The organism is Streptomyces sp. NPDC005181 (genome assembly GCF_040608395.1).
GTDB lineage: Bacteria > Actinomycetota > Actinomycetes > Streptomycetales > Streptomycetaceae > Streptomyces.
Window position 1 is genome coordinate 1 of the sequence record NZ_JBEXID010000018.1, and the last position, 22945, is coordinate 22945.

Sequence of the window (22945 nt, forward strand, 5' to 3'; positions counted from 1 at the left end):
ACCCGGAAGCTAAGCCTTTCAGCGCCGATGGTACTGCAGGGGGGACCCTGTGGGAGAGTAGGACGCCGCCGAACAATTATTCCGGGAAAGCCCCGTGCCCTTGTGGCACGGGGCTTTTCTGCGTTCTGAGCGTCTAGGCTCGAACCATGCGCTACGAACTGGTCATCTTCGACAACGATGGTGTGCTCGTCGACAGTGAGCCGATCTCCAACACCATCCTCTCCGGCTACCTGACCGAGCTCGGTCACCCCACCTCGTACGACGAATCGCTCCGTGACTACATGGGGTCTGCCGTGCACCGGGTCCACGACCTCGTCGAGGAGAGGACCGGGGAGAAGCTGCCTGCGGACTTCGACGAGACGCTGCACTCCCGGATCTTCGCCGCGTTCCAGCAGGAGCTGCAGCCGGTCGAAGGGGTCGCCGACGTGCTGGGGAAGCTCGTCGCCGACGGGGTGCCGTACTGCGTCGCGTCGTCCGGGAGCCACGAGCGGATCCGCGTCGGGCACCGCAGGACCGGGCTCGACCAGTGGTTCGAGGAGGAGTGGATCTTCAGCGCGGAGGACGTGGGGAACGGGAAGCCGGCGCCCGATCTCTTCCTCCATGCCGCTGAGCGGATGGGAGTTCCGCCCGAGAGGTGTGTCGTCATCGAGGACAGCCCGCTCGGTGTGGAGGCGGCCCGGGCCGCGGGGATGGATGTGTACGGGTTCACGTCGATGATGCCCGCCGACCGTCTCGGCGGGGTGACCGGGCACTTCTCCGACATGGCTCAACTGCGGGAAATGCTCGCCTGATCCATCTACCCATGGGTAGGCCACGGCCCTACGCTGCGGCCATGGAGGATGCGCGGTTGCGGCACGGTAGGGCCTCTTTGGCGTTCAGCTTCTTCGTGCAGGGGGTCACCTTTGCCCTGCTCGTGACGCGCATTCCTGCCATTCAGGACCGGTACGGGATATCCGACGGCCTGTTGCCCGTGTTCCTTGCCGCCGTGCCGATCCTGGCCGGCGTAGGCAGCGTGGTCACCGAGAAGGTGGTCGCGCGGGTACGGCCCCGGGTCGTGCTCAGGTGGGCGCAGCCCGTCGTGCTGCTGGCGCTGCTCGGTGTCGGGGCCGGCGACGAACTGTGGGAAGCGGCCGTGGCGCTCGGTGTGTTCGGGCTGTCCGTCGGGGCGCTCGACGCCTCCATGAACATGATGGGGGTCAGCCTTCAGCGGGCGTACGGGCGCAGCATCATGCTCGGGTTCCACGCCGCGTACAGCCTGGGCGGGATCGCCGGGGCGTCGATGGCGTGGGCCGGGGCGCACTGGGATCTGACGCTGCTGGTCTCGTATCTTCCCGCGGTCGTCGTGCTGTTGCCCGCCGCGTTGATCGGGAGCCGGTGGTACGTCGAGGGTGTCGAGGGGAAGACGGAGGGCGACGGGCAGCGGGAAGAGGCCTCTTCGGGGGGCTCGGTGTCGTTCAAGCTGCTGATGCCTCTCTGTCTGGTGATGAGCTTCGCGTACATCGGGGACTCGACGGTCTCCAACTGGAGCGCGAAGTATCTGCAGGACGTGCTGGGGAGTTCGGAGCAGCTGTCGACCCTTCCGTACAACGTCTACATGGTGACGACGCTGCTGGGGCGGGCCGTGGGGGACTTCGGGGTGCGGCGGTTCGGGGCCGTGGCCGTCGTGCGGTTCGGAAGTGCGCTGGCCGCGGCCGGGTTCGGGGCGGTGGCGGTGGCTTCCGGTGCATGGACCGGGATGCTCGGGTTCACCATGCTGGGCCTGGGGCTCTGTGTGATCGTGCCTCAGACGTTCGCGGCGGCGGGGCGGATGTTCCCGGGGGCGAGCGACACGGCGATCGCGCGGCTGAACGTCTTCAACTACGTGGGGTTCCTGGTGGGGTCGCCGCTGGTGGGGGCGCTGGGGGACGCGTGGAGCTACCGGGGCGCGATGCTCGTCCCGATGGTGCTGGTGCTCGCGACGCTCGCGTACGCCAAGTCGTTCGGCCCGGAGCCTGCCCGATACGGTGGCGGGCATGAGCGGCCGCACACAGTTGATGTGGGATGACGCAGTAACGGGATACGACTTCGGGAACAGTCACCCGATGGACCCCGTCAGGCTGGCCCTGACGATGGGTCTGGTGCGGGCGTACGGGCTCGACAGCGCGGTGGATGTGGTGGCCGCCAAGCCGGCCGGGGACTCCACGCTGCGGCTTGTGCACCGCGAGGACTATGTGGCGGCTGTGCGCGCGGCTTCCGCGAACCCCAGGGCGGCCGATCAGAACTACGGGCTCGGGACGGTGGACGATCCGGCGTTCGTGGGGATGCACGAGGTGTCGGCGCTGATCGCCGGGCAGTCGGTGGCGGCGGCCGAGGCGGTGTGGCGCGGGACCACGGCGCATGCGGTGAACTTCGCGGGCGGGCTGCACCATGCGATGCCGGGCAGTGCGTCGGGGTTCTGCATCTACAACGATCCGGCGCTGGCCATCGCCCGGCTGCTGGAGCAGGGGGCGGAGCGGGTCGCGTACATCGATGTGGATGTGCACCACGGTGACGGGGTGCAGGCTGCGTTCTGGGAGGACCCGCGGGTTCTGACGGTGTCGCTGCACGAGCATCCGCGGACGCTCTTTCCGCAGACCGGCTGGCCGGAGGAGACCGGTGCCGGTGCGGGGGAAGGGGCCGCGGTGAATGTGGCGCTGCCCGCCGGTACGGGGGACGCAGGGTGGCTGCGGGCGTTCCATGCGGTGGTGCCGGAGCTGCTGGCGGACTTCCGGCCGCAGGTGCTGGTGACCCAGCACGGGGCCGATACGCACTTCGAGGATCCGCTCGCGCATCTGGCGGTGTCGCTGGATGCGCAGCGGTCGGTCATGGAGTCGTGCCACGCGCTCGCCCATGAGCATGTGGAGGGCGGGCGGTGGGTGGCGCTGGGCGGCGGGGGATATGCGGTCGTCGACGTGGTGCCGCGGTCCTGGACGCATCTGGTGGGGATCGCCGCGCATGCGCCGGTGGACCCGGAGTCGGTGATTCCTGCTTCGTGGCGGGACGAGGTCTATGCCCGGACGCGGCAGCTGGGGCCGGCCCGGATGACGGATGGGCGTACGCCTTCGTGGCAGGCGTGGGAGGACGGGTACGACCCGGCGGACCGGCTGGACCAGGCGGTGCTCGCGACGAGGCGGGCGGCGTTCCCGTTGCGAGGGCTGCTGACCTGAAGCGGGCGGGGACGGTCACGGTGCGGCCGATTCCGGGCTGGGGTGAGGACCGGTTGCGCCAACTGAGGAATGGTTACGCCAACTGTGGGGCGTAGCCGGGCTTCTGTCCCCCCGTCCGGGTGGTTGGGGGAGCATCGGCAGGGTGTTGAGCACCGGAGCGCTGCGTGCGCATCTGCTGGCGGCCCGGCTGGCCGGGCCCGTGGCCACCTCGCGGGAGGTGAGCCTGCGGAGCTATCGGCTGTTCGCGGCGAGAGATCCGCGGGTGCTGCTCGGGCTCGACCCCGAATGGGGGTGGGAGGAGTCCGATCTGCTTCGGTTGATGGCCGACAAGTGCGGAGTCTCGGACGATCCTGCTCATGTTTCGGGCCCGGATGTGATCGATCCGGAACGGACCTTGGCTGGTCTGGACGCGTTTGCCGAGCGGTTGTCGGATGTGGCGACCCGGCGGGCACCGGTGCTGTTCGGGACCGGTCATCCGCACCGACTGCTCGGGTTCTACGCCGCGTTGGCAGACGCTTTGTCGGCGGCCGGGTGCGCCGTACTCACCCCGGCGCAGGGGAGATGTGTCGACATAACGACCCGGTTCGGCGTACGCACCTACCATCTTGATTACGTACGAGGAGTCGCTCTGGTGCGCGAACCCGGCGTGCGGGGCCGCGGTAGTGAGCCGGGCGCACATACCCACTCACCGCTGCCGGTTCGGGTGGCGCTGGAGGCCGCAGTGGCTGCCCATGGGTGGCTGCCCGAGCTGGTCGTCGGGGACCATGGATGGGTCTGCGGGGCAGGTCAGCTGGGCATTGAGGCGATCGGACTGGCGGACACGGATGATCCCGCGCTGTTCGTCGGCGAGGCCGAGGGGCAGGTGTCGGTCGCCGTTCCGCTTGATGATGCCGTCCGGTCCGCTCACTACCGGCCGCTCACTCGCTATGTACTCAATCGGGCGTGTCTGTCACAGTAGGCGGCCGATGGTCCCTCCTCTTCCCCACTCGCATCACCCGCCCCTAATCTGGGGAGTGAGCGCACAACGACGAAGAGTCACCGGAGGGGAAGCCGGTGCGCGTCTCGTGCGGAAGGTACAGGTGGGTCATGGCTGCTGGCAGCGAGAGGCCTCTCAACGAGGTCAAGTTTCTGACCGTGGCGGAAGTCGCCTCGGTCATGCGGGTGTCGAAGATGACCGTGTACCGCTTGGTGCACAGTGGTCATCTGCCGGCGATCCGGGTGGGCAGGTCCTTCCGGGTCCCGGAGCAAGCGGTTCACGAGTATCTCCGCGAGTCCTTTGTGGGGGTGGAGTCGGCCTGAGGCTGGCCTCGGATTACGTCCCTCACCCGGTGGCGGGTAGGCTAGGCCGACGTAGGTCGTGTGGGCCCAGACGCCCCGCACCAGTGAAGAGAAGTGAGCGAGGGTAGTCGTGGGCTCTGTTATCAAGAAGCGGCGCAAGCGGATGGCCAAGAAGAAGCACCGCAAGCTGCTCAAGCGCACGCGCGTTCAGCGTCGCAACAAGAAGTAAGCGAACGCAGTTCGTGAAGCCGCAGCCCTCCCGCCGATACGGCGGGAGGGCTGCGGTGCGTTGTGCGGGCGGCCTTGCACATATTTGGGCCAAAGACTCGGCAGAACGCCGCCGCGCAGTCATCACAGGGCAACATCCACCCGCTACGGTGACCGCCAGGGGAAACCTCTTCGACGGAAGGCGCTGATCTTGGGGAAGGTCGTGCTCGTCACGGGAGCGGCCCGGCAGCTGGGCGGCCGATTCGTGCGGCGCATCCAGCGTGATCCGGAGGTGGACCGGGTGATCGCGGTGGACGCGATCGCGCCGGGACACCAATTGGGTGATGCCGACTTCGTCCGCGCGGACATCCGCCAGCCCGCGATCGCCAGAGTTCTTGCCGAGCACTCCGTCGACACGGTCGTGCATCTGGATGTCAGCGGCAAGGCGCTCGGGGCCGGCAGCCGCACCACGGTCAAGGAGACCAATGTCATCGGCACCATGCAGCTGCTCGGTGCCTGCCAGAAGTCGCCGACGGTCCGGCGGCTGGTGATCAAGTCCAGTACGGGTGTGTACGGCTCCGCGCCGCGCGATCCGGCGGTCTTCACCGAGACCACCGCGCCCAAGTCCCTGCCGAGCGGGGGCTTCGCGAAGGACGCGGTGGAGGTCGAGGGGTACGTACGGGGCTTCGCGCGCCGCAGGCCTGACGTCGCCGTGTGCGTGCTGCGGTTCGCGAACATCCTGGGGCCGGACGCGGACTCGCCGCTCGCCGACTATCTGTCGCTGCCCGTCCTGCCGACGGTGTTCGGGTACGACCCCCGGCTCCAGTTCGTCCACGAGGACGACGTCATCGACGTACTGAGGATTGCCTCGCACGAACCGCGGCGCGGGACGCTGAACAGCGGCACGTTCAATGTCGCGGGCGACGGGGTGCTGCTGCTGTCGCAGTGCTCACGGCGGCTCGGGCGGCCGACGATGCCGCTGCTGCTGCCCGCCGTCACCTGGGTGGGCCAGGCGCTCCGTACCGTCGGAATGACGGACTTCTCGCCGGAGCAGATCCGGCTGCTCACACACGGCAGGGTGGTCTCCACCGTGCAGATGCGCGAGACGCTGGGCTTCCACCCTGGATTCACCACCGCGGAGACGTTCGCGGAGTTCGCGCGGAGTCAGTCTCCCGGACTGCTGCCGCCCGAGGTGGTCGGCAGGGCCGTCGACCGGCTGGCGGCGATGCCGTTCGCCGGTGGGACCGGCGAGGCCCCGGGGATCAGCGGGGCCGACGACACACAACCGAGCCACAGCGCGAGATAGAGGAGCGCACCGACGATGGCGGATGCCAAGGTCATTCCGTTCGACGACGACCGTTCACGGTCGGGCGGCACGCCGCGGTCGGCGCGGCGGCGGTCCGGAGCGGGTCCCGCGGTGGGCACTGCGGCCCTCAGCGCCCTGCCCGGGCAGTTGGACGCCGCGCCGGTCCAGGAGGCGGTGCAGGGGGGCGGGGAGCCCGTGGAGGGTGTGCAGGACGAGGTACGGCGCGGCAGCTGGGACCGGCGGATCGCGGGTGGGCTCGCATTTCTTCGGCGGCGGGTCACCGGCGAGTACGAGGTCGACGAGTTCGGGTACGACAAGGAACTCACCGACCAGGTTCTGATGTCGATGCTGCGGCCGTTGTACGAGAAGTACTTCCGGGTCGAGGTGAGAGGCATCGAGAACATCCCGTCGGACGGCGGGGCGCTGATCGTGGCCAACCACTCGGGGACGTTGCCGCTGGACGGGCTGATGCTCCAGGTCGCCGTGCACGACAACCATCCGGCGGGCCGGCATCTGCGGCTGCTCGCCGCGGATCTGGTCTTCATGCTGCCGGTGGTGAACGAGCTGGCCAGGAAGGCCGGGCACACGCTGGCCTGTGCGGAGGACGCGGAGCGGCTGCTCAGGCAGGGCGAGGTCGTCGGTGTGATGCCGGAGGGCTTCAAGGGAATCGGGAAGCCGTTCGGCGAGCGGTACAAGCTGCAGCGGTTCGGGCGGGGCGGTTTCGTGTCGACGGCGCTGCGGGCCGGGGTGCCGATTGTGCCGTGCTCGATCGTGGGGGCGGAGGAGATCTACCCGATGATCGGCAATGCGAAGACGCTGGCGCGGGTGCTGGGGGTTCCGTACTTCCCGATCACGCCCACGTTTCCTTGGCTGGGGCCGTTGGGGGCGCTGCCGTTGCCGACGAAGTGGACGATTCAGTTCGGGGAGCCGATTCCTACGGAGGGGTATCCGGTGGAGGCGGCGGAGGATCCGATGCTGATGTTCAACCTGACGGATCAGGTGCGGGAGCAGATTCAGCACACGCTGTACAAGCTGTTGGTGCAGCGGAGGTCGGTGTTCTTCTGACGGCGGCTGCACTCCAACGCCGGACGGGGTTGAGCGGCCGGCGGACGGGCTTGGGGGACCCGTCCGCCGGGCGGTCAGTAGTCTTCGTCCTCGCTGTTGATGCCCAGGCCAGGGAGCAGGCCGGGGAGCAGGGGCGGCAGCGTCACATCCGGGGTGGGGGGCGTGTTGTCCCTGCCCGTTGTGGGCGGGGTGGTGCCCGGGGACGGTGTGTCCAGGATGCCGTCCGTGCCGCCTGTGATCAGGCCGTCCTCCGGGGCGGCGGAGTCGGACGGGTCCGGGGTGCCGTTGCTGCCCGTCTGGCCCTGCGAGGCCTCGGGGGAGGACGGGTCCGGGTCGTCCGTGCCGGGTGAGTCGCCGCTCTGCTGCGAGGAGCCGGACTCCTGGGAGTCGGTACTCCGCTCCGGGGTGCGGGGGAGCAGGGACTGCAGCGGCGCGACCTCTTCGTCTATGGCCTCGAAGACCGAGCTGACCTCGTCCCCGACATCGGTCAGCTGGACCGGCAGACGGTCGCGCAGCGTGCTCCAACTTCCCCGGTGGGAGCGGGAGAAGGAGTCCAGGGTCTGGATCGGCCCGAGTGCTCCGTCGCGCTGGTAAGCGGCGTGGAGCAGGCGGTGGCCCTCGGTGGCGTCGTGCGTCATGCCGTTGAGCGTGCGCCTGATCTCGCCGAGTGATTCGTGGTCCAGATCGTCCGCGCGGCCGCGCTCCATCAGCCTGCGGGCCTCGCTCAGCCGGGTCGACGCCTGGTCGAGGTAGACCTCGCCCCGGTCGGCGTCGCCGTTGGCCATGCCGAGGTGGATGTCTTCCATGCCGCGCTTCAGCCCGTACAGCGAATCACCCGGCAGGGCGTCGGAACTGGCAGCGGCCACTCCACCGAAGGCTCCCGCGGCCACGCCGACGGTGAGCCCGCCGGCGGCGAGGCCCTTCGTCCAGCGGGAGCGGGGGCGCAACTTCCGGAGCGGGGAGGCCCGGTGGGCTCCCCTGCTCCGTTGTTCGGGCACCGTAGGGCCCGTGGACGCGCCGCCCTCGGCAAACATGGCCTCCATGGCGGCCACGAGCTGGGCTCGCTGCACCACTTTGACCTCGGGATCCAACTTCGGCCTCGGCAGCTCACCGAGGCCGTTCGCCAGGGCCAACAGCGTTCCGTGGTCGGCCGGTTCGGCCGGGTCCTCGGGCTGTACGGCCGCCGCACCCTGGAGCTCCTGCTCCTCCAGGGCCTGGGCGAAGGCGTTCGCCCGCCGGTGTGCCGAAACGTTTGCGATCACTGGCGGCACCTCCTCTCGTCATGACGGTCGACTCCCCTGGGGGTCCGGAAGGTTGCACACCTTGAGCGCTTCCACACGAAAGAGTGAGTGTCGGCGGACATGGAGTGACGACAGGGGGCCTGCAACCGGCACAACGAGTGGCGCGGCACATGGGTTACGCACGAAAGATGATCGGACCAGTGCGTGATGACGTTGTCGCAGAGCGTGTTCTCAGCGGGCATCGTCGGGCAGGAGCCGGGCGAGCGTGCGGACGGCGCGGTACTGCAAGGTTTTGATCGCGCCTTCGTTCTTGCCCATCACGCGGGCCGTCTCGGCGACCGAGAGGCCCTGCAGGAAGCGCAGCGTCACGCACTCCTGCTGCTGGGGGTTGAGTCGGCGCACGGCTTGCAGCAGTGCGGCGTTGGAGAGGGACTCCAGGACGGAGTCCTCGGGGCTGCGCTCGACCTCGTTGGCGTCGAGCATTTCGCCGGTGGTCACTTCCAGTCGGAAACGACTGGACTTGAAGTGGTCGGCGACCAGGTTGCGGGCGATCGTGACCAGCCAGGCGCCGAAGTCGCGGCCCTGCCAGGTGAACGTGGAGATGCGGCGCAGGGCGCGCAGGAAGGTCTCGCTGGTGAGGTCCTCCGCCGTCGCCTTGCCGCCCACGCGGTAGTAGATGTACCGGTACACGGTGTCGCTGTACTGGTCGTAGAGACGGCCGAAGGCGTCAGCCTCACCGGCCTGTGCGCGCTCGACGAGATCCATCATGCGCGCGCTGTCGCTGTCGGCGGTCGGCCGACGAACGGTGGACGTGGTCGTTGCGCCGCGGTTGCTGCGTCTTCCGACCGCTGCACCGCGTTCGGCCAGGGCATAGCAAGGGCCGACAGGTGCAGGGGTGGCAAAAGCGGGTACGGCGTACGCGGTGGGGACGAAGCCGCGCAAGCGGTCGGCGACCGTTGCGCGCAGCGTAGCCAGGCCCGAGGCGTCAACCCCGACGTGTGGGTACACGGGACTCCCAGAGGCAGAGCTTCCATCACGTGCAGTGCGAAACCGTCACTCGTCGTAGTGAGTGGTGGGTTCCGGAATGCGTCTGAGGAGAATAACGCTTCGTACAGGCAGTGCTACACCCAGTTGCTCAAATCATCGGTTCCGTCGCTTCTGTAGCGACTATGGGGCGCATCAAGTAGCACATCGTGACCGGTTATTGATCGGATTACTTCGTGATCTGCCTGCGGCCGCAACGGGTTGTGGTCGGGTGCGCGCAATCCGACTGGCGGGAGCGGTCGGCGGGTAGGGGGTCCCGATTGGCGGCAGGGAGCCGGGCGTGGCTCGGCCCCCTGCGCGGGTGAAGGTCCGCGTGCGGTCAGCGGCGGCGGCGGTGCAGGGCGACGGCGGCCGCGGTGCCGCCCGCGAGGGCGCCGACACCGGCCGCGGCCGGGATGCCGACCTTGGCCGCCTTGCGGCCTGTGCGGTAGTCGCGCAGCCGCCAGTCGAGGGCCCGGGCGTGCTTGCGGAGCTTGGTGTCCGGGTTGATCGCGTAGGGGTGGCCGACCAGGGACAGCATCGGGATGTCGTTGTGCGAATCGCTGTACGCCGCGCAACGGGCGAGGTCGAGGCCCTCGGCGGCGGCCAGGGCGCGGACCGCCTCGGCCTTCGCGGGCCCGTGCAGCGGCTCGCCGACCAGACGGCCGGTGTAGACGCCGTCGACGGACTCGGCGACCGTGCCGAGCGCGCCGGTCAGCCCGAGACGGCGGGCGATGATCGTGGCGGTCTCCACCGGGGCGGCGGTGACCAGCCAGACCTTCTGTCCGGCGTCGAGGTGGGCCTGGGCGAGGGCGCGGGTGCCGGGCCAGATGCGGTCGGCCATGTACTCGTCGTAGATCTCCTCGCCGATGGACATCAGCTCGGAGACGCGATGGCCCTTGACGATGGACAGGGCGCTGTCGCGGGCGTCCTGCATGTGTTCCGGGTCCTCGACGCCGGCCAGTCTGAACCAGGCCTGCTGCCAGGCGAAGCGGGTCAGTTCGCGGCGCTGGAAGAACTTCCGTTTGTACAGCCCGCGGCCGAAGTGGAAGATCGCCGCGCCCTGCATGACGGTGTTGTCCAGGTCGAAGAAAGCGGCGGCCCGTTCGTCGCCGACGACCGGGAAGTCCGGTTCCGGCTCCGCGGTCGTGGCGGGGGTCTCGTCGGTGAATCGTCCGGCGGGCTGTTCGGCGCGGAGTGACGACTTCCGCGCTGCCTCGGCTGCTGCCTCGCCTGCCAGCACGCTCCGTGCTGTCGCGGAACGCCTACGTGGTGTGAGCCATCCAAGAGCGGCCATGTCGTGAGCATAGCCAGTCTGTTGAGCCCTTCCCGACCTGCCGGGATGCGGTGGCGTGAACTCTCGGCGGCCGAATTGTTAAACGGGCGATTCGGGGCGTACCGGATCAGTGCAGGATGAGTTCCGGAAAGGACGGACGGTCGGCGCAGAATGAAGGCATGAGTGCCTTGCTGCGTCGTGCGAAGAAAAAGCCTGCGGACCGGGTGGTGACCCTGGTCGGGAAGCCGGGGTGTCACCTCTGTGACGATGCGAGGCTGGTGGTGCGGGAGGTCTGTGAGGAGACCGGCACATCCTGGGAGGAGAAGGACATTACCCAGGACGAGGAGCTGCACCGGGAGTACTGGGAGCAGATTCCGGTCGTCCTCATTGATAACGAACAGCACACGTTCTGGCGCGTGGATCCGGTGAGGCTGCGCCGCGCGCTGCTTTCCTGAGTGAAACCCGGTTACCATCGTGGGCGTTTTGAGTGATCTCGGGGGCGTAGTTGTGAGGAGTGTGTACCGTCTTGCCCCCTTCGGGCCTGCAACGGGCTGATGCGATCCAAGGTTCCGGGATCGCGCGACGGATGTGCGTGACCCCGGTCACTTTGACCGGACAAAACGGACACCATCTTTGTGCACGCGTTCACAAAGACATAGCCTGCATTCGACGGGGCGGTCTTGGAACATATGGCCGCCTGCAGCCCCGCTCATCCCGCAGGAGCACCGTGGCAACTGGCCGAACTCACCGACCGGCGACCCGTAGCCGAGGAATTCCCGAGGCCACCGTCGCCCGGCTTCCGCTGTATCTCCGCGCACTGACGGCGCTCTCCGAGCGCTCGGTCCCCACGGTCTCGTCCGAGGAACTCGCCGCGGCGGCGGGGGTCAACTCCGCCAAGCTGCGCAAGGACTTCAGCTACCTCGGCTCCTACGGGACCCGTGGTGTCGGGTACGACGTCGAGTACCTCGTCTACCAGATCTCCCGTGAGCTCGGGCTCACCCAGGACTGGCCGGTTGTCATCGTCGGTATCGGTAACCTCGGCGCCGCGCTCGCCAACTACGGCGGCTTCGCCTCCCGCGGTTTCCGGGTCGCCGCGCTGATCGACGCCGACCCCGCGATGGCCGGTACGCCCGTCGCCGGGATTCCCGTCCAGCACGCCGATGAGCTGGAGAAGATCGTCAGCGACAACGGCGTGTCGATCGGTGTCATCTCGACCCCGGCCGGTGCCGCCCAGCAGGTCTGCGACCGGCTCGTCGCCGCGGGTGTCACCTCCATCCTGAACTTCGCGCCGACGGTGCTCTCCGTGCCCGACGGCGTCGACGTCCGCAAGGTCGACCTCTCGATCGAACTCCAGATCCTCGCCTTCCACGAACAGCGCAAGGCCGGCGAGGAAGCCGCTGCCGGGGGCGGCGTCGACGACCAGGCCGCGCCGCCCGTGCGTGCCGCCGCGAGCAGCAGCCGGAAGGGACCCGACGGGGACATGCCCGCCGTGATGCCGGCATGAGTCTCCTTGTCGTAGGGCTGAGCCACCGCAGCGCCCCGGTCTCCGTACTGGAGCGGGCGTCGCTGGCTGCCGAGACGCAGGGCAAGCTGCTGCAGGACGCCCTGGCCGCAGAGCCCGCGGCCGAGGCCGCTGTCCTCGCCACCTGCAACCGCATCGAGCTGTACGCCGACGTGGACAAGTTCCACGCGGGTGTCGCCGAGCTGTCCACGCTCCTCGCGCAGCACAGCGGGGTCGGGCTGGACGAACTCACTCCGTATCTCTATGTGCACTACGAGGACCGGGCCGTCCACCACCTCTTCTCGGTGGCGTGCGGGCTGGACTCGATGGTCGTCGGCGAGGGCCAGATCCTCGGCCAGATCAAGGACGCGCTGGCACTGGGGCAGGAGAGCCACACCGCGGGCCGGCTACTGAACGACCTGTTCCAGCAGGCCCTGCGGGTCGGCAAGCGCGCGCACAGCGAGACCGGGATCGACCGGGCCGGGCAGTCGCTCGTCACCTTCGGCCTGCAGCAGCTCGCGGGCGGCGCCGACACCGCCGACTGGGCCAGGGGCAAGCGTGCTCTGGTGATCGGCGCCGGCTCGATGTCGTCGCTGGCCGCCGCCACGCTGGCCCGTACCGGTGTCGCCGAGATCGTCGTCGCCAACCGGACCCGGGCCCGCGCCGACCGGCTCGTCGAGATCCTGGGCCAGGCCGGTGGCACGGGAGTGACCGCCCGGGCCGTCGAGATGGCCGCGGTCTCCGACGAACTGACACGTGCCGATGTCGTCGTGTCCTGCACCGGTGCGACGGGTCTCGTCCTGACCGGTGAGACCGTCGCCGGTGCACTCGGCCTGCCGTTCGACGCGGCCGCCACCGCCGCCGAGGCGCCCGCCGCACCCGCCGCCGACCTGGACCAGCACGCCGCGTGGGTGGAGAACGGTTCCGCCACCACGACCGCACAGGCACAGGCACAGGCCGTGCGCCGGGTCACCGTGCCCGCGCAGTCCACCGGCCCCGTCCGGCTCGCCCTGCTCGACCTCGCCATGCCGCGCGACATCGACGGTGCGGCGGCACGCCTCGAGGGTGTGCGCCTCGTCGACATCGAGTCGCTCGCCGAGGCGTCCGCGGACGCCCCGATGGCCGCCGATGTGGACCAGGTGCGCACCATCGTCGCCGACGAGGTCGCCGCGTTCGGCGCCGCCCAGCGCGCCGCCCACATCACCCCGACCGTGGTCGCCCTGCGCACCATGGCCGCCGATGTGGTGGCCGGCGAGATCGCGCGGCTCGACGGACGCCTCCCCGACCTGGACGAGAAGCAGCGCGCCGAGATCACGCAGACCGTGCGCCGCGTCGTCGACAAACTCCTGCACGCGCCCACCGTGCGGGTCAAGCAGCTTGCCAGCGAGCCCGGCGGCGCCGGGTACGCCGACGCGCTGCGGGAACTCTTCGACCTCGACCCGCAGACGGTCGCCGCCGTCTCCCGGGCAGACCTGAACGACCCGAATCGAGGGCGGTCATGACCGACAACTCACCCCTGCGCGCACGGACCGGCGCGCCGCTCCGGCTGGGCACCCGGCGCAGCAAGCTCGCCCTGGCGCAGTCCGGCCTCGTCGCCGACGCGGTCAGCGAGGTGACCGGGCGTGCCGTCGAGCTCGTCGAGGTCACCACGTACGGAGACACCTCCAAGGAGCATCTCGCGCAGATCGGCGGCACAGGCGTGTTCGTCGCGGCGCTGCGTGAGGCGCTGCTGCGAGGCGAGGTGGACTTCGCCGTCCACTCGCTCAAGGACCTGCCGACCGCACAGCCCGAGGGCCTCGTGCTGGCCGCCGTACCGCAGCGCGAGGACCCGCGCGACGTGCTGGTGGCGCGGGACGGGCTGACCTTCGAGCAGCTGCCGTCCGGTGCCCGCATAGGCACCGGTTCGCCGCGCCGCATGGCGCAGCTCAACGCGTACGCCCGCAGTCACGGCCTCGACATCGAGACCGTGCCGATCCGCGGCAACGTCGATACGCGTATCGGATTTGTACGAAGCGGTGAACTGGACGCGGTGGTTCTCGCCGCGGCCGGGCTCAGCCGCCTCGGCCGGACCGGCGAGGTGACCGACTTCCTGCCGGTCGACACCGTTCTGCCCGCTCCCGGCCAGGGAGCACTGGCGATCGAATGTGCTGCAACCAGCGCGGACCTCGCCGCCGCGCTCGCCGAGCTCGACGACCCGTACACCCGGGTCGCCGTGACCGCCGAGCGTTCCCTGCTCGCCGCCCTGGAGGCCGGCTGCTCCGCACCTGTGGGTGCGCTGGCCGACCTCCTGGTCGACGGACAGGCTGTCAACGAACTGCGCCTGCGCGGTGTCGTCGGTTCCACCGACGGCGCCTCGCTGGTACAGATGTCCATCACCGGTCCCGTCCCCACGTCGCACGACGACGCGGCGGCCCTCGGTCGCGAGCTCGCGGCCGAGATGCTTGCCAAGGGTGCGGCCGGTCTTATGGGGGAGCGAGCACTTTGAGCCCCACCGGCCCCGCCGTATCCGACTTTCCGGTCCTGTCCGCAGGGCACGTCACCTTCCTCGGCGCCGGTCCCGGCGATCCGGGACTGCTGACTCTGCGCGCTGTCGAGGCGCTCGCGAGCGCGGAAGTTCTTGTCGCCGAGCCGGACGTACTCGGCGTTGTTCGCGGCCATGCGCGGGCAGGCGTAAGCACGCCTGAGCTGACGGTTGTTGACGTGTCGTCAACGCCCGCCGGTGTGCCCGTTCTCAGGGACGCGGCCAATCTTGTCATGGAGGCCGCGAAGGGCGGCAGGCGGGTCGTCCGTGCCATCTCCGGAGACCCCGGCCTGGACGGGTCCGCAGGCGCGGAGATGCTCGCCTGCGCCGCCGCCGGCATTCCCTTCGAGGTCGTGCCGGGTGTCGCGAACGCCGTGGGCGTGCCCGCGTACGCCGGTGTGCTGCTGCGTGACGCGCAGGGCGCCGACGTCCGGTTCGTCGACGCCCGCACCGCCTCGGACCGCTGCTGGACCGAGATCGGCGCGAGCGATGCCACGGCTGTCGTCTCGACGACGCTGGACTCGGTCGCGGCCACCGCGGGCGAGCTGGTCTCGGCGGGCCGCAAGCCCGACACCCCGCTGACCGTCACCGTCGCCGGTACGACGACCCGGCAGCGCACCTGGACGGCGACCCTCGGGACGATCGCCCAGGTTCTCAAGCAGGCGAAGGTGCTGCCGTCGCCGGACGGGCACCAGCCGGTCATAGCCGTGGTCGGTGAGCGCAGCTCCGCCGCCCAGCGCGACCAGCTCTCGTGGTTCGAGTCCAAGCCGCTCTTCGGCTGGAAGGTGCTCGTGCCGCGTACGAAGGAACAGGCGGCGTCGCTCTCCGACCAGCTGCGTTCGTACGGCGCCGTGCCGCACGAGGTCCCGACGATCGCCGTCGAGCCGCCGCGTACGCCCCAGCAGATGGAGCGCGCGGTCAAGGGCCTTGTCACGGGCCGCTACGAGTGGATCGCCTTCACCAGCGTCAATGCGGTCAAGGCCGTCCGGGAGAAGTTCGAGGAGTACGGGCTCGACGCCCGTGCCTTCGCCGGGATCAAGGTCGCCGCGGTCGGCGAGCAGACCGCCGCCGCGCTGATCGACTTCGGTGTGAAGCCGGACCTGGTGCCGTCCGGTGAGCAGTCCGCCGCCGGTCTGCTGGAGGACTGGCCGCCGTACGACCCGGTCTTCGACCCGATCGACCGCGTCTTCCTGCCGCGCGCCGACATCGCCACGGAGACGCTGGTCGCCGGGCTCATCGAGCTGGGCTGGGAGGTCGACGACGTCACCGCGTACCGCACGGTCCGCGCCTCGCCGCCGCCGTCCGACACCCGTGAGGCCATCAAGGGCGGCGGTTTCGACGCGGTGCTCTTCACCTCGTCGTCGACCGTCCGGAACCTGGTCGGCATCGCGGGCAAGCCGCACAACGTGACCGTCATCGCGTGTATCGGCCCCGCCACGGCGAAGACTGCCGAGGAGCACGGTCTGCGGGTGGACGTGCTGTCGCCGGAGCCGTCGGTGCACAAGCTGGCCGCGGCGCTCGCCGACTTCGGCGCGCAGCGGCGGGATGCGGCGAAGGAGGCCGGCGATCCGGTGACGCGGCCGAGCGAGCGGCGTCCTGGGGCGCGGAGGCGTCGTACGACGACCTGACCCGGCCCGTTCGGGAGTGCTCAGGGTGTTCAGGGGCCCGGCTGTTTCGGCAGCCGGGCCCCTGCCTGTTCTCCTGTCCGTTCTCCCGTTGGTTTTTCCGGCATAGGTGTCGGTAAGACGGTGATGTGTACGGGTCTATCGTCGAAGGATGACTGTGTACGGAAACTTCCCCGGCTCCCGCCCCCGGCGGCTGCGGACGACCCCGGCGATGCGGCGGATGGTCGCCGAGACACGGCTCGACCCGGCGAACCTGATCCTCCCCGCGTTCGTACGCGAGGGCATCACGGCGCCCGTCGCCATCTCGGCCATGCCCGGTGTCCAGCAGCACACCCTGGACACCCTCCGGAAGGCCGCCGTCGACGCGGTCTCGGCCGGGGTCTCCGGGATCATGCTCTTCGGCGTTCCGGCGGACGAGAAGAAGGATGCCCGGGGAACCGCGGGCACCGACCCGGACGGCATCCTCCAGGTCGGTCTGCGCGCGGTGCGCGAAGAGGTCGGTGACGATCTCGTCGTCATGTCGGATCTGTGCCTCGACGAGTACACGGACCACGGTCACTGCGGCGTCCTGACCGCCGACGGCCGTGTCGACAACGACGCCACCCTCGAGCGGTATGCCGAGATGGCCCAGGTCCAGGCGGACGCGGGCGCCCATGTGGTCGGCCCCAGCGGGATGATGGACGGCCAGGTGGGCGTGATCCGCGACGCGCTCGACCAGACCGGGCACGAGGACGTGTCGATCCTCGCCTACACGGTGAAGTACTCGTCGGCGTTCTACGGGCCGTTCCGTGAGGCGGTCGGCTCCTCGCTGAAGGGCGACCGCAAGACGTATCAGCAGGACCCGGCGAACAGCCGAGAGTCCCTGCGCGAGCTGGCGCTCGACCTCGACGAGGGCGCCGACATGGTCATGGTCAAGCCAGCCGGACCGTACCTGGACATCCTGGCGAAGGTCGCCGACTCGGTGGACGTGCCGGTCGCCGCGTACCAGATCAGCGGCGAGTACGCGATGATCGAGGCCGCTGCCGAGAAGGGCTGGATCGACCGCGACGCGGCGATCATGGAGAGCCTGACCGGGATCCGCCGCGCGGGTGCGCAGATGATCCTGACGTACTGGGCGACGGAGGTCGCCGAGCGGCTGCGCCGCTCGTAGCGGCCGACACCTGGAGCCCGCGCCGCCTCAGGCCGCGGGTTCCAGGCCCCAGGACGAGAGGATGCGGACCGCCTCGTGGCCCAGCGTGGCGTCCTCGGACAGCCGGTGCAGCAGCGCGATCCGCTCGTCGCTGGGGCCCGCCTCGTCGAGCGCCGCCAGGGCGTTGTCCCGTACGAGCCGGTCGAAGTCGTCCATGATGGCGGCGGCCAGCACTTCGTGGACCTCCGGGTCGTCCGCGTAGGGCCCGAGCGCCATGGCCGCGTACTGGCGGACCAGATCGTCGTCGGGGCCACGCACCACGGCCAGCAGCGCCCGGCCCGCGCAGAGCCGTGACTCGGCCTCGGCCGGCGGCCGCAGGCGCAGGACCGTGGTGGCTTCGACCCGGGCGAGGTCGTACTCCTCCGCGTCGGCGGTCACCGAGGCGAGGAAGGGCACGGCGGCCGGATGGTCCGGGCGGTCGGCGAGTATGTCGCCCATTGCGGCGATGAGTTCGCGCTTTTCGTCGCTTTCGGCAGGCAGGGCACGGAACTGCTTGATGAGGCTGTCTGTCCGGTCCATGAAGTGTGCGCTTCCCCGTGGGCGGTGATGTATTCCTCGGCGGAAGTGACCGGCCCCCGGCGGGAGTTCGCCGGGGAACGGGAGAGGTGCGTCCTCAGTCCCACCAGAACGACCAGGAATCCTCGCCCAGCACGTACTGGTCCGCGTAGGCGCGCAGGGTGTCCGGGGTGTTGTGGGCGATGTTGTCCGGGCAGAACGCGAAGTGCTCGGCGGCGACCGCTACCGCTTCGTCGACAGTGGTCGGTGGGGTGGCCACCGAGACGATCAGGTGGTCGAAGCCGAGCGCCACGACCCGTATGCCGAACCGGTCCTCCCAGGACCGGAGCACCGCGCAGAGCCGCGCCACGTCGTTCTCGTAGTTCAGCGGGCCCGTCCAGCCGATCGCCGCCGGTATGTCCGCACTGCGCCGGGCGGGGACCAGCGCCGCCCGGGCTCCCGGCATCCGGCCGTCCGCGTCGGTGAGCAGGGCGGCGATCTCGGCGGCCCGTTCCTCCGCGTCGACGGGGCCGCTCACCGGCGGGGTGGGTGCGAGGCCCGGCCACTCCGGGGTGAACGGCTCGATCGCGTCCCCTTCCAGCTCGTCCTCCGCGTACTCCTCCCAGAACTCGCCCAGCACGTCCTCCGCGTGGTGGTCACCCGGGTACGACGTCATGCCGGGGCTGAGCTCCCACTTCTCGGGCCACTCGCCGCGTATCCCGCCGTCCAGGAGGACGGGGAGCAGCCCGACCGTCCTGCCCTCGGCGAGCAGCCGGGGCCAGGTGTCCGGGGTCGCGGGCCCGTCCGCGTACCAGAGCAGGGGTTCGTGCCACGGGCCCTCATGGGTGGTGTCGACCAGGGTGCCGGGCGGGAGCCGGAGCCCGGAAGTGGCCAGTGACGGGAGCGGGTTCGGGAGCGTCGCCATGTCAGTGACCCTAGAGGCCACCGCTGACAATCGGCGGTCCGGCCCCGGCGTCAGCAGGTCGTGTGGGTGCGAGTTCAGGCGGGGCCGCTACTCCGGCTCGGTGAACTCGACGGCCTCCCGGACGTCGGCGTGCGGGTCCTGGGAGAGCCGGTGCGCATTTGACTTACGCATCGTCCGGCATGGCCGCAGCGGGGCGAAGTCTCCCCTCAGGGCGTGTGGTTGATCAGCTCCAGGTGGATCCAGCTCTCCACCGCGCGCACGCCCGCGCAGGCCCGCATGTCCTCCAGCGTGTCGCGCACCGCCGCGAGGGACTCCGCGCTGATCGTTCCGACGAGCTCGGCGCGTCCCATGCAGGCGGAGAGGAACGAGACCCGGTCCCAGGCGGCCAGACGTCGTGCGACCGCATCCCGCTCGCCGTCCAGCCGTACGGCGAACCCGCACAGGAAGCCCAGCCCCAGCAGCTCCGGGCGTACCAGTGCGAGCACCTTGGCGACACCGCCGTCGAGGAGGCGCAGTGTGCGGGCGCGGGCGGCGCCGGGTGAGAGGCCCACGCGCTCGGCGAGTTCCGCGAAGGGCAGCCGCCCGTCGCGTTCCAGCTCGTCCAGGATCAGCCGGTCCGTCTCGTCCAGCTCCGGCACCTCGGGCCGGCCCGCCAGCAGATACGGGTCCTTGAGGTGCTCCAGGGAGATCAGCGGATCCACCACGTCCACACCCTTCAGGGAGCGGATGGACTCCACGGCCCGGTCCAGCTCGGCAAGTCCCTTGGTGCGCAGCTCCGCCATGATCGCGCGGCTGCCCGCGGTGAGCGTGACGAACGGCGCCTGCGGCATGGCGGCGATCGCGCGGGCTACCGGCTCGGCCGGGCCGTTCGCGCCGATCGACAGGTGGGCCGATGCGGTCAGCTCCCGTACGGCGGGATGCACGACGGCCACCACGCGCACGCCGCCGCCCGCGAGCAGTCGCTGCACCCGGGCGCGGGTGGCGGGCCGGGAGAGGCCGACACGCTGCGCCAGCGTCTCGTACGTCAGGCGGCCGTCCGTCTGCAGTTCGCGGACGACGGCCAGATCGGTGTGGTCCAGATCCACCTGGGCGTTTCCCCTCGGCTCGACTGCCCGGGCGGGAGCACCCGGGGCGGGGTCCATTCTCGACCACCGGGGCGCGGGGGCCGGACACGGATGATGCGCGTCGCTGACGATCGCATCACCATCTATGGGCAATTTTGCCGGATGAAACGTAGGTTCTGCGCGAGCGTTGCGAACGAATCATCATTGCGCGGCGCTCTGAGGAACTTGAGGAGGATGGGATGAGCCGGCCCCTGGTGGTGTTCACGGACCCCGAGGAGCTCGACGTCGGTCCGGGCGCACGGCTGCTGGCCGACGCGGGATTCGACACACGCGTCGTCGGCAGCCGCGACCCGGACGCGATCGCCGCCGTCGCGCGTGACGCCGTCGCATTGATCGTCGGCTACGCGCCCGTGGAGGCTGCGCTGCTCGACCGCCTCCCCGGTGTGCGGATGCTGGCCACCATGTCCGCCGGGTACGACATGATCGACACGGCGCAGGCGCGGCGACGCGGACTGTGGGTGAGCAAACTTCCGCATGCCGCGACCGAGGACGTCGCCGTGCACGCGCTCGCCAGTGCGCTCAGCCTGGTGCGCGCGCTGCCCCAGGCCGACGCCACCGTGCGCGGTGGCGGATGGAACACCGAATTCGCCGCACTGCCGCGCAGAGCCGGGGAGCTGACGCTCGGCCTGCTGGGATTCGGACGCATCGCGCGGGTGCTGGCCCGGATCGCGGCCCCCGTCTTCGGCCGCGTCGCCGCGTACGACCCGCACGCCGACGCGGCCGGGTGGCCCGACGGTGTCGAGCGGCTGAGCCTGGCCGAACTGGTCGCCGCCTCCGACGTGCTCTCCCTGCCCACGCCGCTGACTCCGCAGACCCGCGGCATGGTCGACGCTGCGCTGCTCTCCCGGATGCGGCCCGGCGCCTTCCTCGTGAACGTCGCCCGCGGCGAACTCGTCGACACCGCGGCCCTGCTGGCCGCCCTGGACAGCGGTCGGCTCGGGGCGGCGGCACTGGATGTGTTCCCGGTCGAACCCCCGCCGCTCGACGACCCGTTGCGCAGCCATCCGCGCATCCAGCTGTCCCCGCACAGCGCCTATCTCTCCGACGCCTCGCAGCGGGCGTACGTGTGCGCACCCGCCGAGAACGTCATCGCCTGGCACCGCACCGGGCGACCCCTCACCCCAGTGGTCGACCCGGCCCTCGAAGGAGCCCCCTCATGACCGACGTGCAGACCGCCGACGCATCCCTCGACGAGGAGACGCGACTGCGGCGCGAACTCGCCGCCGCATACCGGCTCGTGGCGCACTTCCGGATGACCGATCTGATCTTCACGCACATCTCGCTGCGACTTCCGGGGCCCGATCACCACTTCCTCATCAACCCCTACGGTCTCCTCTTCGAGGAGATCACCGCCTCCAACCTGGTCAAGATCGATCTGGCGGGCAACCCGGTCGAGCCCACCCCGTATCCGGTCAACCCGGCGGGCTTCGTCATCCACAGCGCGATCCACGCCGCGCGCGAGGACGCCCGCTGCGTGCTGCACACCCACACCAGGGCCGGCTGCGCCGTCGCGGCTCAGCGCGACGGACTGCTGCCGCTGAATCAGATGTCGATGGAGTTCTACAACCGCGTCGGCTACCACGACTACGAGGGCGTCGCCCTCAACCTCGACGAACAGAAGCGCCTGGTCGACGACATCGGCATTCACCCGGCGCTGATTCTGCGCAACCACGGTCTGCTGACGGTCGGCGAGAGCGCGGCCCAGGCCTTCCTGCGCATGTACTACCTGGAGAAGGCCTGCGAGATCCAGGTCACCGCGCAGGTGGGCGGCGGACCGCTGACCGTCCCCGCCCCCGAGACCTGCGAGTACGCCGCCCGTCAGCTCGCGGGCGAGGCGGACGCGGACTTCCAGGACGACGGGGCCTACGAGTTGGCGTGGGCGGCCATGCTGCGCCTGCTGGACCGGGTGGCCCCGGACTACCGGGACTGAGCGGCGTCCGGGGGGTGGCTCGGATGCGACGGCCGTGATGGCGGAGAGACACAGTCGTCGCACAGTTCCGGGCGAGCGGACTGCCAGGTTGACGTCCTACGGTCGGGAACCATGACAGCGAAACACGCGGACAGGACGGTGACCAGGCGCAAGGCGCTGGCCATCGGTGGTGGAGTGGTAGCCGGAGTGGGAGTGGTCACCGCGGTCGGTGTCAACGCCTTCGGCTCGGACGCCACCGGGGCAACGGCGACCACCGTCGGCTCCTCGTCCGCCTCCAGCGGTCAGTGCGTGCTGATGTCCAGCGTCACCGAGGGGCCGTACTACCTGGACGGTGCGCTCGTACGGAAGGACATCACCGAGGGCAAGGACGGGGTCCCGCTCCACCTGAACATCACCGTTCAGGACACCACCGACTCCTGCAACCCGGTCAAGGGTGCCGCTGTCGAGATCTGGCACTGCGACGCCTGGGGCTACTACTCCGGCTACACCACGGCCAACCCCGGCGGCAGCGCGCCCGCGGAGAGCGAGGACGGCTCCACCGCGAACGACCAGACGTATCTGCGTGGCTGCCAGATAGCCAACGGGAACGGTGTCGTGAAGTTCGAGACGATCATGCCCGGCTGGTACACCCCGCGCACCTGCCACATCCACGTCAAGGTGCACACCGGTGGCGAGAAGGAGGACGGCACCTACGAGGGCGGCAAGGTGAACTACACCGGCCAGCTTTTCTTCGACGACGAGACCGCCAAGTCCGTCTTCGCCCTGGAGCCTTACTCCCAGCACTCCGGTTCGTACACCGCCCTGGACGACGACATGGTGTACGAGGGCAGCGGCGCCGCCGGCGGGCTGCTGACCCTGGAGCCGATCAACAAGAACAAGATCGAGAAGGGTTTCACCGGCACCATCGTCCTCGGTATCGACCCGGATGCCGAGAATGACGGCGCGGGCGGCGCCGGTGGTGCCGGTGGCGGTACGCCCCCGAGCGGCGCGCCCACCGGTACGCCCCCGAGCGGCTCCCCGAGCGATTCGCCCGAGCCGACCGCGTCCTCGTAAC

The 22945-nt window shown here is 70.0% G+C and carries 23 protein-coding genes and 1 rRNA gene; 18 read left to right on the plus strand and 6 right to left on the minus strand.

Features of this window, described 5'->3' with window-relative positions; genetic code table 11:
• From rrf to ABZV38_RS14600, 9 genes are all read left to right on the plus strand, one after another.
• Positions 1-74, plus strand: a 5S ribosomal RNA gene (gene rrf, locus ABZV38_RS14560); the annotation flags it as partial.
• A gap of 72 nt (positions 75-146) precedes the next feature.
• Positions 147-791, plus strand: a complete 645-nt coding sequence (locus ABZV38_RS14565; protein WP_356327151.1) for an HAD family hydrolase — start codon at positions 147-149, stop codon at positions 789-791.
• A gap of 41 nt (positions 792-832) precedes the next feature.
• Positions 833-2044, plus strand: a complete 1212-nt coding sequence (locus ABZV38_RS14570) for an MFS transporter (RefSeq protein ID WP_356327152.1) — start codon at positions 833-835, stop codon at positions 2042-2044.
• On the plus strand, positions 2013-3185 hold the full coding sequence (locus ABZV38_RS14575; protein WP_356327153.1) for an acetoin utilization protein AcuC: 1173 nt from the start codon (positions 2013-2015) through the stop codon (positions 3183-3185). The genes ABZV38_RS14570 and ABZV38_RS14575 overlap by 32 nt, the downstream gene beginning before the upstream one ends.
• A 142-nt stretch (positions 3186-3327) precedes the next feature.
• Positions 3328-4143, plus strand: coding sequence for a phosphatase (locus ABZV38_RS14580; protein ID WP_356327155.1), 816 nt, complete (start codon positions 3328-3330; stop codon positions 4141-4143).
• Between the two features lie 128 nt (positions 4144-4271).
• The gene (locus tag ABZV38_RS14585) at positions 4272-4484 is read left to right on the plus strand and encodes a helix-turn-helix domain-containing protein (protein ID WP_014046653.1); all 213 of its coding nucleotides are present in this window, start codon (positions 4272-4274) and stop codon (positions 4482-4484) included.
• Between the two features lie 109 nt (positions 4485-4593).
• Entirely contained in the window at positions 4594-4692 is a 99-nt protein-coding gene (locus tag ABZV38_RS14590) for an AURKAIP1/COX24 domain-containing protein (protein ID WP_003948845.1), read from the plus strand.
• A gap of 189 nt (positions 4693-4881) precedes the next feature.
• Positions 4882-5976, plus strand: coding sequence for an NAD-dependent epimerase/dehydratase family protein (locus tag ABZV38_RS14595; protein ID WP_356327156.1), 1095 nt, complete (start codon positions 4882-4884; stop codon positions 5974-5976).
• A 15-nt stretch (positions 5977-5991) separates the two neighbouring features.
• Positions 5992-7041 (plus strand): lysophospholipid acyltransferase family protein, encoded by a 1050-nt coding sequence (locus ABZV38_RS14600; RefSeq protein ID WP_356327157.1) that lies wholly within the window; start codon positions 5992-5994, stop codon positions 7039-7041.
• Positions 7042-7115: 74 nt separating this feature from the next.
• Here ABZV38_RS14600 and ABZV38_RS14605 read toward each other — a convergent pair whose 3' ends face one another.
• The 3 genes from ABZV38_RS14605 to ABZV38_RS14615 all read right to left on the minus strand — a co-directional run bounded on the left by ABZV38_RS14605 (position 7116) and on the right by ABZV38_RS14615 (position 10602).
• Positions 7116-8303, minus strand: coding sequence for a DUF5667 domain-containing protein (locus ABZV38_RS14605; RefSeq protein ID WP_356327158.1), 1188 nt, complete (start codon positions 8301-8303; stop codon positions 7116-7118).
• Between the two features lie 210 nt (positions 8304-8513).
• The gene (locus tag ABZV38_RS14610) at positions 8514-9290 is read right to left on the minus strand and encodes an ECF subfamily RNA polymerase sigma factor, BldN family (protein ID WP_030928170.1); all 777 of its coding nucleotides are present in this window, start codon (positions 9288-9290) and stop codon (positions 8514-8516) included.
• Between the two features lie 355 nt (positions 9291-9645).
• Positions 9646-10602 (minus strand): HAD-IB family hydrolase, encoded by a 957-nt coding sequence (locus ABZV38_RS14615; protein WP_356327159.1) that lies wholly within the window; start codon positions 10600-10602, stop codon positions 9646-9648.
• A gap of 158 nt (positions 10603-10760) precedes the next feature.
• On the opposite strand from ABZV38_RS14615, the gene ABZV38_RS14620 reads away from it, so the two are divergent.
• The 6 genes from ABZV38_RS14620 (at position 10761) to hemB (ending at position 17378) form a co-directional block, all read left to right on the plus strand.
• On the plus strand, positions 10761-11036 hold the full coding sequence (locus ABZV38_RS14620) for a glutaredoxin family protein (RefSeq protein WP_356327160.1): 276 nt from the start codon (positions 10761-10763) through the stop codon (positions 11034-11036).
• A gap of 272 nt (positions 11037-11308) precedes the next feature.
• Positions 11309-12085 (plus strand): redox-sensing transcriptional repressor Rex, encoded by a 777-nt coding sequence (locus tag ABZV38_RS14625; RefSeq protein WP_356327161.1) that lies wholly within the window; start codon positions 11309-11311, stop codon positions 12083-12085.
• On the plus strand, positions 12082-13584 hold the full coding sequence (locus tag ABZV38_RS14630) for a glutamyl-tRNA reductase (protein ID WP_356327162.1): 1503 nt from the start codon (positions 12082-12084) through the stop codon (positions 13582-13584). The genes ABZV38_RS14625 and ABZV38_RS14630 overlap by 4 nt, the downstream gene beginning before the upstream one ends.
• Positions 13581-14567 (plus strand): hydroxymethylbilane synthase, encoded by a 987-nt coding sequence (gene hemC / locus ABZV38_RS14635; RefSeq protein ID WP_356327163.1) that lies wholly within the window; start codon positions 13581-13583, stop codon positions 14565-14567. The genes ABZV38_RS14630 and hemC overlap by 4 nt, the downstream gene beginning before the upstream one ends.
• Entirely contained in the window at positions 14564-16231 is a 1668-nt protein-coding gene (locus ABZV38_RS14640; RefSeq protein ID WP_356327164.1) for a bifunctional uroporphyrinogen-III C-methyltransferase/uroporphyrinogen-III synthase, read from the plus strand. The genes hemC and ABZV38_RS14640 overlap by 4 nt, the downstream gene beginning before the upstream one ends.
• Positions 16232-16379: 148 nt before the next feature.
• The gene (hemB, locus tag ABZV38_RS14645; RefSeq protein WP_356327165.1) at positions 16380-17378 is read left to right on the plus strand and encodes a porphobilinogen synthase; all 999 of its coding nucleotides are present in this window, start codon (positions 16380-16382) and stop codon (positions 17376-17378) included.
• Between the two features lie 27 nt (positions 17379-17405).
• Here hemB and ABZV38_RS14650 read toward each other — a convergent pair whose 3' ends face one another.
• The 3 genes from ABZV38_RS14650 to ABZV38_RS14660 form a co-directional block, all read right to left on the minus strand.
• Positions 17406-17936 (minus strand): HEAT repeat domain-containing protein, encoded by a 531-nt coding sequence (locus ABZV38_RS14650; protein ID WP_356327166.1) that lies wholly within the window; start codon positions 17934-17936, stop codon positions 17406-17408.
• Positions 17937-18030: 94 nt separating this feature from the next.
• Positions 18031-18837, minus strand: coding sequence for a DUF4253 domain-containing protein (locus ABZV38_RS14655; RefSeq protein WP_356327167.1), 807 nt, complete (start codon positions 18835-18837; stop codon positions 18031-18033).
• A 206-nt stretch (positions 18838-19043) separates the two neighbouring features.
• Positions 19044-19922, minus strand: coding sequence for an Lrp/AsnC family transcriptional regulator (locus tag ABZV38_RS14660; RefSeq protein WP_356327168.1), 879 nt, complete (start codon positions 19920-19922; stop codon positions 19044-19046).
• 218 nt (positions 19923-20140) lie between these two features.
• On the opposite strand from ABZV38_RS14660, the gene ABZV38_RS14665 reads away from it, so the two are divergent.
• The 3 genes from ABZV38_RS14665 to ABZV38_RS14675 all read left to right on the plus strand — a co-directional run bounded on the left by ABZV38_RS14665 (position 20141) and on the right by ABZV38_RS14675 (position 22944).
• Positions 20141-21121: a C-terminal binding protein gene (locus ABZV38_RS14665; RefSeq protein ID WP_356327169.1), complete on the plus strand. Its 981-nt coding sequence runs from the start codon at positions 20141-20143 to the stop codon at positions 21119-21121.
• Positions 21118-21891, plus strand: coding sequence for a class II aldolase/adducin family protein (locus tag ABZV38_RS14670; protein ID WP_356327170.1), 774 nt, complete (start codon positions 21118-21120; stop codon positions 21889-21891). The genes ABZV38_RS14665 and ABZV38_RS14670 overlap by 4 nt, the downstream gene beginning before the upstream one ends.
• Positions 21892-22002: 111 nt before the next feature.
• Positions 22003-22944 (plus strand): intradiol ring-cleavage dioxygenase, encoded by a 942-nt coding sequence (locus ABZV38_RS14675; protein ID WP_356327171.1) that lies wholly within the window; start codon positions 22003-22005, stop codon positions 22942-22944.
• Position 22945: the final 1 nt, after the last annotated feature.